At 32.0% G+C, this 13,459-nt stretch carries 15 protein-coding genes; 4 read left to right on the top strand and 11 right to left on the bottom strand.

Annotated features, from left to right (window positions below):
• Window positions 1-11: 11 nt before the first annotated feature.
• The 3 genes from GGR97_RS09895 to GGR97_RS09885 all read left to right on the top strand — a co-directional run bounded on the left by GGR97_RS09895 (window position 12) and on the right by GGR97_RS09885 (window position 3,316).
• On the top strand, window positions 12-1,184 hold the full coding sequence (locus GGR97_RS09895; RefSeq protein WP_167898355.1) for a trans-sulfuration enzyme family protein: 1,173 nt from the start codon (window positions 12-14) through the stop codon (window positions 1,182-1,184).
• Window positions 1,185-1,332: 148 nt separating this feature from the next.
• Window positions 1,333-2,049: a 3-ketoacyl-ACP reductase gene (locus GGR97_RS09890; protein WP_167898354.1), complete on the top strand. Its 717-nt coding sequence runs from the start codon at window positions 1,333-1,335 to the stop codon at window positions 2,047-2,049.
• 169 nt (window positions 2,050-2,218) lie between these two features.
• Window positions 2,219-3,316 carry an NAD(P)/FAD-dependent oxidoreductase gene (locus tag GGR97_RS09885; RefSeq protein ID WP_167898353.1) on the top strand — a complete coding sequence of 366 codons (1,098 nt, stop codon included), beginning with the start codon at window positions 2,219-2,221 and terminating at the stop codon, window positions 3,314-3,316.
• A gap of 78 nt (window positions 3,317-3,394) precedes the next feature.
• Here GGR97_RS09885 and GGR97_RS09880 read toward each other — a convergent pair whose 3' ends face one another.
• On the bottom strand, window positions 3,395-3,985 hold the full coding sequence (locus GGR97_RS09880; protein WP_167898352.1) for a DUF975 family protein: 591 nt from the start codon (window positions 3,983-3,985) through the stop codon (window positions 3,395-3,397).
• Window positions 3,986-4,115: 130 nt separating this feature from the next.
• Here GGR97_RS09880 and GGR97_RS09875 point away from each other — a divergent pair, with 130 nt between their 5' ends.
• A complete protein-coding gene (locus tag GGR97_RS09875; RefSeq protein WP_167898351.1) occupies window positions 4,116-5,228 on the top strand; it encodes an aminotransferase class V-fold PLP-dependent enzyme in 1,113 nt (370 codons plus the stop codon).
• Here GGR97_RS09875 and GGR97_RS09870 read toward each other — a convergent pair.
• The 10 genes from GGR97_RS09870 to GGR97_RS09825 all read right to left on the bottom strand — a co-directional run bounded on the left by GGR97_RS09870 (window position 5,225) and on the right by GGR97_RS09825 (window position 13,459).
• Window positions 5,225-6,205 carry a magnesium and cobalt transport protein CorA gene (locus tag GGR97_RS09870; RefSeq protein WP_167898350.1) on the bottom strand — a complete coding sequence of 327 codons (981 nt, stop codon included), beginning with the start codon at window positions 6,203-6,205 and terminating at the stop codon, window positions 5,225-5,227. The two genes, GGR97_RS09875 and GGR97_RS09870, sit on opposite strands and share 4 nt — an antisense overlap.
• Window positions 6,205-7,035, bottom strand: coding sequence for a mechanosensitive ion channel family protein (locus tag GGR97_RS09865; RefSeq protein WP_167898349.1), 831 nt, complete (start codon window positions 7,033-7,035; stop codon window positions 6,205-6,207). The genes GGR97_RS09870 and GGR97_RS09865 overlap by 1 nt, the downstream gene beginning before the upstream one ends.
• Before the next feature lie 64 nt (window positions 7,036-7,099).
• Window positions 7,100-8,110 (bottom strand): GTP 3',8-cyclase MoaA, encoded by a 1,011-nt coding sequence (gene moaA, locus GGR97_RS09860; RefSeq protein ID WP_167898426.1) that lies wholly within the window; start codon window positions 8,108-8,110, stop codon window positions 7,100-7,102.
• A gap of 63 nt (window positions 8,111-8,173) precedes the next feature.
• On the bottom strand, window positions 8,174-9,082 hold the full coding sequence (gene moaCB / locus GGR97_RS09855) for a bifunctional molybdenum cofactor biosynthesis protein MoaC/MoaB (protein ID WP_167898348.1): 909 nt from the start codon (window positions 9,080-9,082) through the stop codon (window positions 8,174-8,176).
• A 23-nt stretch (window positions 9,083-9,105) separates the two neighbouring features.
• Window positions 9,106-9,468 (bottom strand): four helix bundle protein, encoded by a 363-nt coding sequence (locus GGR97_RS09850; protein WP_167898347.1) that lies wholly within the window; start codon window positions 9,466-9,468, stop codon window positions 9,106-9,108.
• Between the two features lie 32 nt (window positions 9,469-9,500).
• Window positions 9,501-9,935 (bottom strand): molybdenum cofactor biosynthesis protein MoaE, encoded by a 435-nt coding sequence (locus GGR97_RS09845; RefSeq protein ID WP_167898346.1) that lies wholly within the window; start codon window positions 9,933-9,935, stop codon window positions 9,501-9,503.
• A 39-nt stretch (window positions 9,936-9,974) separates the two neighbouring features.
• The gene (locus GGR97_RS09840) at window positions 9,975-10,217 is read right to left on the bottom strand and encodes a MoaD/ThiS family protein (protein ID WP_167898345.1); all 243 of its coding nucleotides are present in this window, start codon (window positions 10,215-10,217) and stop codon (window positions 9,975-9,977) included.
• Window positions 10,211-10,780 carry a molybdenum cofactor guanylyltransferase gene (mobA, locus tag GGR97_RS09835; RefSeq protein ID WP_167898344.1) on the bottom strand — a complete coding sequence of 190 codons (570 nt, stop codon included), beginning with the start codon at window positions 10,778-10,780 and terminating at the stop codon, window positions 10,211-10,213. Before mobA ends, GGR97_RS09840 begins: the two co-directional genes overlap by 7 nt.
• A gap of 12 nt (window positions 10,781-10,792) precedes the next feature.
• On the bottom strand, window positions 10,793-11,986 hold the full coding sequence (locus GGR97_RS09830) for a molybdopterin molybdotransferase MoeA (protein WP_245229489.1): 1,194 nt from the start codon (window positions 11,984-11,986) through the stop codon (window positions 10,793-10,795).
• Between the two features lie 30 nt (window positions 11,987-12,016).
• Window positions 12,017-13,459: a rubredoxin gene (locus GGR97_RS09825; protein ID WP_167898343.1), complete on the bottom strand. Its 1,443-nt coding sequence runs from the start codon at window positions 13,457-13,459 to the stop codon at window positions 12,017-12,019.

Genomic DNA, 13,459 nt, shown 5'->3' with positions numbered 1-13,459 from the left:
AAGCGAATAAAATGAGCGATAAAAAAAACTTCGAAACCCTAGCGGTTCGTACGCAGAGTGAAACTACTCAGTTTTCTGAACATTCAGTTCCGTTGTATTTAACATCAGGATTTGTATTTGAAGATGCAGAAGAAATGAGAGCTTCTTTTGCAGAAGAAAAACAACGCGATTTATATAGTAGATATAGCAATCCGAACGTAAATGAGTTTGTAGATAAAATTTGTTTAATGGAAGGTGCAGAAGCTGGATTTGCTTTTGCAAGCGGAATGGCAGCTATTTTTTCTACGTTTGGAGCTTTGTTAAGTGCCGGAGACCATGTGGTTTCTTGTAGTTCTGTTTTTGGAGCTACTCATGGTTTGTTTACCAAATATTTTCCAAAATGGAATATCAATTGTTCTTATTTTGATGTAAAAGATGTAGATAAAATAGAAAGCTTAATTCAGCCTACTACTAAATTTATTTATGCAGAAACACCAACAAATCCAGGTGTAGATGTGTTAGATTTAGAGGTGTTGAGTAAAATTGCCAAAAAGCACGGAATTTTATTAATTATAGACAATTGTTTTGCTACACCTTATTTGCAACAACCAATTAAGTTTGGTGCAGATTTGGTAATTCATTCAGCCACAAAGTTGATAGATGGACAAGGAAGAGTGTTAGGAGGAATTACAGTAGGGAATAAAGAATTAATTCGTGAAATTTATTTATTCTCACGTTTAACAGGTCCGGCTTTAAGTGCATTTAATGCCTGGGTGTTGTCTAAATCTTTAGAAACATTAGCGGTAAGAGCAGATAGACAATGTGAGAATGCTTTAAAATTGGCCGAATTTTTAGAAAGTCATCCTAAAGTAAAATGGGTAAAATATCCGTTTTTAAAATCGCATCCTCAATACGAAATTGCCATCAAGCAAATGAAATTAGGAGGTACCATTGTTGCTTTTGAAGTAGAAGGTGGTGTAGATGGAGGAAGAAACTTTTTTGATAATATTAAAATGTGTTCTTTATCTGCCAATTTAGGAGATACAAGAACCATTGTAACACATCCTGCAAGTACAACACATGCAAAGGTAGAGCCAGAGGTTAAAAAAGCTGTGGGAATTACTGATGGAATGGTGCGTTGTTCTTTAGGATTAGAACATATAGATGATATTATAGCAGATATCAAACAAGCATTAGAAGCTTAAAAAAAATCCCAAACTAATTTTAGTTTGGGATTTTTTTTGTCATAAATTTAAAAGAGCTAATGTTAGCAGATTCCTAACATTAGTTTATGTAGTAACTAAAAATTACCTCTTATTTTAGAGGTAGAAAATAATACAAAAAATACAAGCAATGATTCAATTAAAAGGAAAAAATGCACTAATTACAGGAGCAGGAAAAGGAATAGGAAAAGCAATAGCATTGGCATTGGCAGCAGAAGGTGTAAATGTAGCTTTGTTAGCTAGAACTGAAAAAGATTTGTTAGAGGTGGCTAAAGAAGTATCTGCTTTAGGAGTAAAAGTAGTCACAGCAGTAGCTGATGTATCTTCGTTAGAAGAAGTAAACAAGGCATCAGGAACCGTCTTTACCAAGTTTGATACGATTGATATTTTAATAAACAATGCAGGTGTTGGTGGGTTTGGAAAGTTTATGGAGTTAGAAATTAAAGACTGGGAGAAAATAATTCAGGTAAATTTAATGGGAACTTACTATGTAACTAGAACTTTTTTACCTCAAATGATTGAAAGAAAATCAGGAGATATTATTAATATTTCATCTACTGCAGGTTTACGTGGTGCTGCGGTTACAAGCGCATATAGTGCTTCAAAATTTGGAGTGTTAGGATTAACAGAGTCTTTAATGCAGGAAGTTAGAAAATATAACATTAGAGTAACTGCATTAACACCAAGTACTACAGCTACAGATATGGCTAAAGACATGAATTTAACGGATGGTAACCCAGAAACGGTTATGCAACCAGAAGATATTGCAGAGTTAATTGTAGCTCAATTAAAATTAAATAGAAGAGTTTTTGTGAAAGATGCAGGTATTTGGTCAACAAATCCTTAATTGTTTTTCATTTATAGTAGCAATAATTTTAAACCCGAGTCCTAAGACTCGGGTTTTGTTTTTTAAAAAGTATTTTATAGAATTAAGATTCATAGTTTTTTAACACTAGCCTGTTTTTTTAGTTTATTAAGTTCCATAAAATAACTATGTTTGAAATATAATTTTTGTTATGGATAATTATGATGTTTTAATAGTTGGTGCAGGTACAGCTGGTTTAATGCTTGCTAGAGAATTAGGTAAATCTGGACTAAAGACCTTACTGTTAGATCGTAAAAAAGATTTACTAAGTTTTTCTTTTAGTACGCTAGGGAGTTTTATAGACTTAGACAGGTATCAGTTAACAGACTATGTAGTTGCTCAAAAAATGGAAACTGCAGTACTGTATTCTAGATATTTTACTAGAACCATTAAAGGGAATGGGTACATTTTAGATAAATCTAAATTGCATGAAGAGTTAATAAATAGTATTGATTCTAACTATGTAAACTTTAAAACAGGAGTACATATTAAAGAAATTATTAAAGATGCTTCAGGGCAGATTACACAGGTTTTAGATAAAAACGGAAATAATTATACAGGAAAAATTATTGTAGATGCCTCTGGTACTGTTGGGGTAATTAGCAAGCAAGTAGGGCTTATGCCTAAAAGTGTATTGTTAGGAACAGGAGTAGAGTATAATGTTAAATACAAAGGAAATCCTAGTCAGGGACATTTGTTTGTGGGAAAACAATACCAAGGAGGTTATGGATGGATTTTTCCTTTGCAAAATGGAAGAGCTATTTTAGGTTTTGGAACTTTTGATAATCAGGTAGCTAAGGAATTAAAGCATAGATTGAATGATATTTTGGAACTTCCGTTGATTCAATCTTTGGTAGAAAAAGATAACGAAACCGTAGAGGGAGGAAGTTTACCTATTACTCCTGTGTTAGAAAAATTTGTACAACAAAACTTGGTGTGTGTAGGTGATAGTGTTTCACAGGTAAATCCTATTGTTGGTGAGGGATACAAATTTATTTTTGAAGCTGCTATTATGGCAAGTAAAGCAATTATAGAAGCTTTAGCTAAAAAAGATTTGACTTTGTTACATTCTTATGAAGTGGCATGGAGAAAAAAATTCTTAACTAATTACAAGCGAGCAAAGTATTCTCAAGAAAAAATATTTAAATATTCTAAAAAAGACTACTTGGTAGATATGGCCATTTTGTTGACTAAATTAAGGTCTGATGAAAGTATTATTAGGTCGTTATCTGGAGAAGTGTACGATTAGTTTTAAGAATAGTAGACAGTTAACATAAAAAAGCCCATCAAATAGTTGATGGGCTTTTTAGTTATATCGTGTTTTAGTTTAGTGATTAATTTCAATTCCAATTTCTTGAAGAGGGTCTGTTTTTAAATCTTCATAAAACTTAGCGTTGGTAACATACATGTATGGAATTAACCATAAAAATCCAATTCCAAAAGTTAACATACATAGTAAAGACCAACCCATAAAACGCAAAGTAAGTCTAAAGTATTTCATTTTGTAACCATCCATCATTTCTTGACTTTTTGCCATTGCTTCTTGCGGGCTTAAGTTGGGTTCATCAACCATAATAAAAAAAGTCATAGAGTATGAAAAAGCTTTAATAATACCAGGTATTATAAATAATAAAGTCCATAAAAGAACATACAATAGAATTAATAAATAAGCAATTAGTCCATCAGTAAATCTTTTAAACCCATCAAAAATTTGTTCAATTTTAACTTCCTTATTTCTAGATAAATTTAAAGAGAAAAAGGCAAGTCCTAAAGCAAAAGGACCTGTAATTATAATAGCAGCATAAGATCCTATAGATATAATAATAGTGTAAATAAGAAAAGTTCCAATAGCAATTCCCCATTTGTTTTCTAAAGATTTTCTTGCAGAATGCATTAGACTGGTGTTTTCTGTAGCCATAGTTTAGTTTTAATAATTAGTTTGGCAAATTAATTAGATTTTAACAAATAATTACTAGGATTGCTTTTAAAATTAAACTGTGTTTATCATCACATTTGCTTTTTTGTTACCTTAGCTAAAAACCTACTACTTGAAAGAGAAAATATATTTATCACCTCCAGATTTAAGGGGAAATGAGCAAGATTTGGTGCAGTCTGTATTTCAAAGTAATTGGATAGCTCCCATGGGACCCATGCTGGATGAATTTGAATTGAAGTTAGCGAATTTGGTAGAAGTGTCTAATGCTGTAGCTTTAAATTCTGCAACAGCAGCTATTCATTTAGGATTACAAGTTTTGGGAGTTAAAAAGGGAGATAAGGTATTGTGTTCTAGTTTTACGTTTGTAGCTTCTGTGAATCCTGTTACGTATTTGGGAGCAATTCCTGTATTAATAGATGCAGAGGTGGATACTTGGAATATTTGTCCGGTTTTGTTAGAGCAAGCTATTGTGGAAGAAACTAAAAAAGGAGAAAAACCCAAAGCTTTGGTGTTGGTACATGGCTATGGAACTCCTGCTAAGGTTGATGAAATTTTAGCCATTACAAAGAAGTACAATATTTTAGTTTTAGAAGATGCAGCATCTGCATTGGGAGCAAGTTTTAAACAGCAGGCAGTAGGAACTTTTGGAGATGTGGGAGTGTATTCTTTTAATGGAAATAAAATAATAACGACTTCGGGGGGAGGAATGTTGGTGTCTAATCATCAAAAATATATACAAGAGGCTAGGTATTTGTCTAGACAAGCTAAAGAGAATACTCCCGATTATCAACACAATCAAATAGGATATAATTACGGTTTAAGTAATGTGCTAGCGGCTATTGGTGTGGCACAGTTAGAATTGTTGCCTGAGTTTTTGATTGCTAGAAAAAAGAATCATCAATATTATAAAAAGGCTTTAGAGAAAAAAGAGCTTGTGTTTTTAGAACCTCATGTAAATACAGAAAGTAATTACTGGTTAACATGTGTGTTATTTCCGTCTAACTCTTTAAAAGAAAAGGTAAGATTGGCTTTGGCTAGTGAGCATATAGAAAGTAGATCTTTGTGGAAACCGATGCATCAACAAACCATATATAACGAATGTTCCTTTTATAAAAACGGGGTAAGTGATGATTTGTTTGAGAGAGGTTTGTGTTTACCAAGTGGTTCGTTATTAACAGAAGATAATTTGGCTAGAGTTTGTAAAGTGATTTTAGAAAATTGTTAAAACCACTTTTTCTTTTTAAATAAGTATACAGAAATTAAGGTGACTATTACCATAACTCCAAGTAATACAAAGTAGCCATATTCTGTTTGTAATTCTGGAATGTTTTTAAAATTCATTCCATAAATACCTGCCAAAAAGGTTAGCGGAATAAAAATTACCGAAAAAATAGTTAAGGTTTTCATCACCTCATTTAATCGATGTCCCTGAATACTAAAAATCATATTAATTTTACTTTCTAATTCTTGTAAGTCAAAATCAATAGTATTCACAAGATTATTTACCTGTGTATGTAGTTCGCTATAAAACTTTTTGTTAATTTTTTGTTGCTCTACTTTTTCTAGTTTAGAAATAATATCTCTTAAGCTATTTGCAGCTCTTTTAAACGTAATAAGAGTGTTCTTTTCTTTTTCTACGTTCTGAGTAAACTCAGGAGTTGGTTTTACATCGCTAGTTTCGTTAAGCGTTGTCATAGATGCAGAAATCTCATCATAAGTGTCTTCGTAATTGTCTATAATAGATTCTAGTAGCAAGAAAAGTAAGTAGTCTGTTTTTTTAGATTTTACAATCCCTTTGTTTTCTCTAATACGCTCTCTAATCCATTCAAAATAGTCTCCTTTTTTTTCTTGAATACTCCATAGATAATGAGGAGTTAGAATAAAGAACATCTGTTCCGTATCAAAGTTTTCGGTTTCTGTTTTTAATACTTTAATGGCAATAAAAACAACATTGTCTAATTCTAGAACTTTGTTTGGATGTTTGTCATTACTAATTAGTTTTAGTAAAAAATCATCTAAATAAGTAGAAGAAATAATCTGTTTAAATTCTTTGGTGTGATAAGTTCCGTAGGTGTTTAACCATGATATGGACTTGTCTTTACTCTCGAAATTAATGTCCTCAATAGCGGCAATAGGATTACAGCTATAAGTCTCTTTAGAGTAGTTGATTAAAGAAGTGCTGTTTAAAAAGTTGTTTTTCATTAAGCTTCTTTTTTAACGTGAATATCTAATTGGTTAAAAGGAACAGTAATATTGTTTTGGTTAAAAGCTTTGGCAATATTTATTCTAATATCGCTTTTTATTCTTTCTGCAGCAAAAATATTTCGGGTGTAAAACAATAAGGTAAAGTCTAAAGAGGAGGCTCCAAAGTCAGAAAAGCGAACATCTGTTTGATCGTTTTTAATAATTTCCGGATGGTTGTTGGCACAATCTTTTAGGGTGTTAATAACCAAATCTACGTCAGATCCGTAGGCAACTCCTACCTTTACGGTAAACAAGGTTTTTGTTTCGTGATGACTCCAGTTGATTACTTTATTTGTAGTGATTAAGGAATTGGGAATAATCACAGAAATATCAAAACGATTGATAGTTTTAGAAGTTCTTAAACCAATTTCCTGAATTCTAACGATATCTCCATCAATTTCTAAAATATCACCCACTTTGGTAGTTCCTTCAAACAAAAGAATTAGTCCAGATATAAAATCATTAAAAGTTTGTTGCAATCCTAAACCAATACCTACTAATAAGGCTGCAGAACCTGCTAAAATTAGTTTTACATCTATACTTAAACTTTCCAACATAAAAACCACAGCTACTGTCCAGAAAAAGTAAGCACTTATCTGAATCATAGCATAAGTGTTGGTGTTAGTGTTGTTAAGTGTGTTTCTTTTTCTAATAAGTTTAGCAACCAACCATAAAATTATTTTGGTAAAAATAAAGATTAATAAGGCTAGTAAAAGATTGTAAATCTTAATGGTGTGTTCTCCAAAAGAAAGCACGTTAATATCTAAGAAATTGCTAATAGCATTCATTCAAATTATTTTTTATAAAAGTATAAAAAAAGGAATCTCAAAATGCTAAAAAAAGATAGATTCTCTAACCACCAATAGCAATCATGCTACGATTGTCTAAACGTAAGTTTTCTGAAGTAAACTTATCTTGAGTGTCCATTCCGCCACGTACCTTCTTTTTAGATTGAATGGCAATATTTATGGGTTTTTCAATATCATCACCTGCTCTAAGACTTTCTAGCAAGTTGGTTTCTCCACCAGAGAATAAACAGTTTTTAAGCATTCCGTTGGCGGTTAGTCTAATTCTGTTACAACTGTCGCAAAACGGATTGGTAACGGTGCTTATAATGGCAAAACTACCCACAGCTCCCTTAATTTGATAGTTTTTAGAAGTGTCGTTTGGAGCATCTTGTAATTTAACAACATTATCTGTTCCAAAATGTTGAATTGCCGTTTGGGTAATAGTTTCTAAAGATACTAGTTTGTCTAAATCCCATTTGTTTCCGTCAAAAGGCATAAATTCAATAAAACGTAAATTTAAATTGTGGTGTTTGGTGTAGTCTATAAAATCAATAATTTCATCATCATTGGTTCCTTTCATTAATACACAATTCAGTTTTACTTTAAAAAAATCATCATTGGTAAATAGCTGAATATTGTCTAGAACCTTTTGAAAATCTTTTCTTCGGGTGATGGAGTTAAATTTAGTAGGGCTTAAAGAATCAATACTGATGTTGATTTTTTTAAGATTACATTCTTTAAAAACATCGATGTATTTATCAATTAAAACTCCGTTAGTGGTAATAGATAATTCTACGGGTAACGTAGCTAATTTTCTTAAAACAACTTCTACATCTTTTCTAACCAAGGGTTCTCCTCCTGTAATTCGGATTTTAGTAACTCCTAAGTCTACAAACTTTTTAGCAACGGTATAGATTTCATCATAGGTCATGATGTGTTTTTTGGGAGACAACGGTATTCCTTCTGCAGGCATGCAGTAAGTACATCTAAAATTACATCTTTCTGTAATAGAAATACGTAAATAGGTGTGTTCTCTGTGAAACGAATCTACTAATATGTTGTTGGTTGTACTGATAAGATTTGTTGTTTTATGGATTACTTCTCTACTTTGCTCAAAGACCTTTTTGTCAATTATTGATTAATGTCTTTCTCCCTTTAGCACACCGTAAATGTGTAAAATTGCAGGGAAAATAGCTTCCATAGATTCTTCTGCTCCTTTGGTAGAACCAGGTAAGGCAATTACCAAAGTGTTGTTAATAATACCTGCTACACTTCTAGATAGCATTGCGTACGGAGTTCTTTGTTGTCCGTAGTTTCTAATGGTTTCTTCTATTCCAGGAATTCTTCTTTCTAGTAAAGGAAGTAAAGCTTCTGGAGTTACATCTCTTTTAGATAAACCTGTACCACCAGTATAAATTATCAAGTCAAAATCTTTTTGACTATTACTGATAGCTTTTTCTTGAATAATATCTTTTTCATCAGGAATAATGGTGTATTCACCAATACTCACTTCACATTCGTTTAGTTTTTTAATAATTGCTTTACCTGCCTTGTCTTCTTTAGTTCCCGCAGAAATAGTGTCAGAACAAACAATTACAGATGCCTTTAAGCCTTTTCCATTCTTTTTGTGAAATGTAGATTTACCTCCTCTTTTTTCTAAGAGTTTAATGCTTCCTATTTCCACGTGTTTGTCAATAGGTTTTAACATGTCGTACATGTTTAAAGCAACAACGCTAGCACCGTGCATAGCTTCTACTTCTACTCCTGTTTTATAGATGGTTTTAACGGTCATTAAAACGGTAATTTCTAAACCATTTATTTGATATTCTACCCCTGTAAATTCTATAGGTAACGGATGACAATCGGGTAATAAATACGGAGTTTGTTTAATTCCTAACAAACCTGCTGCACGACTCATTTCAAACACATCTCCTTTAGGAACGGTTTTGTTTAGAATGGCATCAATGGTTTCTTGTTTGCTAACAATTACAATTGCTTGGGCTGTTGCAGTTCTAAGAGTATTACTTTTATGTGTGATGTCTACCATGGAGTGTTGATTCGTAGGGTTGTTTATTTGTTTAATTGAGTGTTACGTAAAGCATTTAATTTGTTTGAAATCATTTCTATTTGAGAACGGAGATTTTGATATGTTTGATTATTTATATATACCAATTCGTAAGCAATAATAATTTGATTTAAAACTTCCATTAAAGAACTATAAGCTAATGTAGTAAAATGAGCTTGGTCTTTTGATGTTTTTCTAGAACTACCTTCTGCTATGTTTGATGGAACAGAAATAGAAGCTCTTCTTAATTGTGATGTCAATCCGTATTTTTCTGATTCTGGAAAACCATTTGTTGTTTTGTATATTTCCTTAACCAACTCTTTGGAGTCGTTCCAAACATTTAACTTTTCAAATGAAAATAGATACATAATAAACAATTAAACAAATCAACATCTCAACATCAAGAGTTTACTTTCCACTGATGTGTTTCGTCTTCAAAAATTTCTTTGCCAAAAATAGGGCTTTCCGCTTTTATAACTTCTACTAAATGTTCTAAGGCTTTAATTGCTTGCTTTCTTCTAGGTGATGATACAAATACAAATAAGCAAATTTCACCTGCTTTTACAGTACCTAAACTGTGATAGATATGCATACAAGTTAAATCGAACTTTTCAAAAGTAGCTTCTCTAATTTCATCAAACTTAGTGTTGGCCATTTCTTCGTAAGCAGTGTATTCTATAGCGGCAACCGTTTTTCCATCAATTTCATCGGCTCTTACCTGACCTAAAAAAATATCATGAGCACCAATGGTGGTTTTGGTTTGGTGTTTTGCTATTGAGTTTGCAATAAAATCTGGGGTGATAGCTCCTTCTACAAATACATTTTTTTTCTTCATACGACTCCGTCTTTTGTTAAGATTGAACAACAAATATAATCAACCTCCTGCAAATGGAGGTAAAAAAGCAAGTTCATCTCCGTTGTTTAATTGTTGTTGTTTATTGCCTATTTTTTGATTTTGAGCAATGTTATAAGTTGTGTTTTTTAATGCAGGATATTTAGCTGTAATAAGCAATTCTAAATCTTGGATAGTCATAACAGCATCAGGAGTGTTTAGTGTTTCTTGATGTTGTTTGGTAAGCTCTGTAAGCATTCCAAAATATTTAATAGTAATTAGCATATGTTGTATCTTTCTAAATCTTTTGGAGTATTGATGTTTACAATTTTGTCCTTAATTTCATCAGGAGCAGGAATTGTTTTGTCGTCCAATTGTTTAATTACAAAACGTAATTTCTGAATTTTATTTTTTAAAGCTAGTTTAAAAATTCCCAAACATTTTCTGTTATACAATGCTGTTAAGGGAGTGGTTCTAGAATTGCAAATGTATTGAACAATATCGTATTTGTTGTTTCTGTGTGCTAACAGAGGTTTAAAAACATCCAAATCTACTTTAGGAGAATCGCAACTAACAATAATGCTATAGGCGGTTTTACTTGCTTTTAATCCGGTGTAAACAGCTGCTACCGGACCGTAATTTTTTACGTTGTCTGGAATTCTTTTTACTCCAAACTGATCGTAGTTTTCATTGTCACTCACAATAATAATTTCATCAACAATAGGAGCAAGGTTGTTAATAATGTGCTGAGTAAATGTTATGTCATTAAGTAATATAGTTCCTTTGTCGGTACCCATTCTTGAGCTTTTTCCTCCTGCTAGAATTATTCCGGTAATGTTTTTTTGCATAACAATTTGTATTTAATCAATAATGTATGTGGTAACTGTTGTGTTTTTCTGAATAGTTCCTACACCCTCATCTAAGTAAATTAAAGCATTTGCATTGGCAAAAGTATTTAGCATGGCAGAACTCTGACTACCTAGAATACTAACTTCTTTTCCTGTTGCAGTTGCTTTTAAAAACTCTCCTCTAATTCCTTTTTTGATGTATTCGTCTTTTAGACTTAAGCTTATGGTTTGTTTTTTGTAATTAGGATTTCCTATAAATTGTTGCAAAGCAGCCTCTATATAAATGTAAAAACAGGTTAAGGCAGATGCTGGATTTCCTGGCAAAGCAAAAATATTGGTATTTCCATTTTTACCATAAAACAACGGTTTTCCTGGTTTTTGCTTTATTTTATAAAACAATTGTTGGGTGTTTAGTTCTAAAAGGGCTTTGCCTACAAAATCATAATCTCCAACAGAAATTCCTCCAGAAATCAACACAAAATCACTTTGGTTAATAGCTGTATGTAAACTTTCTTTGGTGGCTTGGTAATTGTCTTTAACTTTTAAAATGGTAATGTTGTTAAACCCTTTTTTAAGCAAAGCAGATTGCAACATAATAGCATTGCTTTCGTAAATCTGACCAAAGTCTAAAGGTTTTCCTGCCTCGGCTAATTCGTTTCCAGTTACCACAATAGTAATGCTTGGTTTTTGATAAACCTCTACACTGGTAATTCCTAAAGTTGCTAAAAAACCAATAGCAGCAGGATTTAATTTAGAGCCTGTAGCTAATGCCAATTCTTCTTTTTTGATTTGTTCTCCGGCTAAACGAATGTTTTTATTGTTGGTTAGCGTGTCTTCTATAGTAAGAATTCCATCAGCAACTGCTGTGTTTTCTTGCATAATTACAGCATTTGCATTGGTGGGAGTAGGAGCTCCTGTAAAAATTCTTACCGCTTGACCAACTTCTAACGTTCTCTTGTTATTATCTCCTGCTTTAATTTCATCAACCAAAACAAAATTGTTCTGATGTTGTTCATCATACAAAACCGCATAACCATCCATTGCAGATTGGTTGAATGGTGGCATGTTGATGGTAGAAAAAGTGTCTTTTGCTAAAAATAAATCCAAAGCATTTAAAAGCGATTCACTGGTGGTTGTACCAACATTTGTGTGGGTATTTACTAGTTCAATTGCTTCTTGTATGCTTACCATGTAATTGCTGTCCATATGTTGTAAATAAGAGACTAAAATTAGGATTTATTCTTGAAGTACCACTTCTATAAAATCTTTTTTAGGAGCTTCGCATAAATTACAAACATAGTCCGATGGCAATTCATCAAAAGAAGTTCCTGCTGTAATATTTGCTTCTACATCACCTAACTCTTCATCATAAACCGTCATACAGTTTTTACATTGATGGATTTTGTCTTGACCAATTCCAGTATCTTTATTCTCTTTGGGTTTTGCTACATTTTCCGAATTGGTATCTAATTGTTCAAAGTATAATTGACTCAATTTCATTAACAAACCGGGTAGTTCTATTTCTTCTACATTTTGAGCGTACTGAATGTATTCTCCTGTGTTTGGATCAAAGTTTTTACAGTATAAAACGTTGTATGAGCTTATAGTTTCAAACTCATTGGCCATTTTAGGTGATGGGTTTTTCTCTATAATCATAGAGGTAAAATACTGAGGATGTTCACTTCTTTCATGATAACCAATGGTTAAACCATAAGTGCTAATATCATTTTGATCAAAAGATTTTACAATAAAACGTTTTAGTTTTAAAGCATTTGCATCGTTTACAGGTAAGTGCCAGTTTAATTCTAAAGAGGAATGACGAACATTAATTCCTCGTTGACCTAAGAATTTTTCCAACATAAATTTATAATCCTTTTCTATTCCTTTTACAATAAAAGATTTCCAAGGAGTAATACAAATTCTACTGATTTTATAATCCATACAGAAATCACAAAATTCTTCTAAGAATTTAATATCGTATTTGTTGTTTCTCCAATACAATCCCAACCAATATTGACTAATTCCCATTTTGTTCATTCCCTCGTAATAAGGAAAAGGTCTAAATGGAATGGTTAAAGGTGTTGTAATTACTTTGTTGTTAGAGTCTACCAATTCGTTTACACGATTGTATAAATCTTGAATGTTGTCAAAGTTTTTATACTCATCTTCTATGGCTTTGGCAACTTTAGAAATATTCCAAGTGTATACCAAAACAGGATAAGATGTGTTTTTGTTCCAACCTGGCAGATTTAAATTTAAATACCAATAATCTTCATTTTTAGAAGCTATAAAATTTAATTGTCCGTTGTAAATAGGTACTAAATTTTGCTGTGGATCTACCAAGTTTATTTTTAAACACGGACTGTATTTAAATTCTTCGTGCAAATACAAATATGTAGTAGCGCTTAACCAAGGTGTTTGCGAAAAAACATCGGCACAAACGTAGGATGATACAATGTTTTGAAATTTATGATTTTCTTCAACATCTTGTTTAAACTGAGGAAAATATGTTTTTAATAAATGCTCTTGATTTTCTTTAACAGGCAATAAAATATCTTGTCTAGAACCAAAGCTAATACTATCTAAGTTTAGGGCTTTGGCTAGGTAAATAACTTGTTTTAATTCGTTAGGTGTAATTACTCCACCTTTTATAAAAATTCTTTTTAATGTTTCTACCAT

Source organism: Wenyingzhuangia aestuarii, from assembly GCF_011927765.1.
Classification (GTDB): Bacteria; Bacteroidota; Bacteroidia; order Flavobacteriales; family Flavobacteriaceae; genus Wenyingzhuangia; species Wenyingzhuangia aestuarii.
Note: the sequence above shows the minus strand (reverse complement) of the source record. Positions and strands in the feature narration are given on the sequence as shown.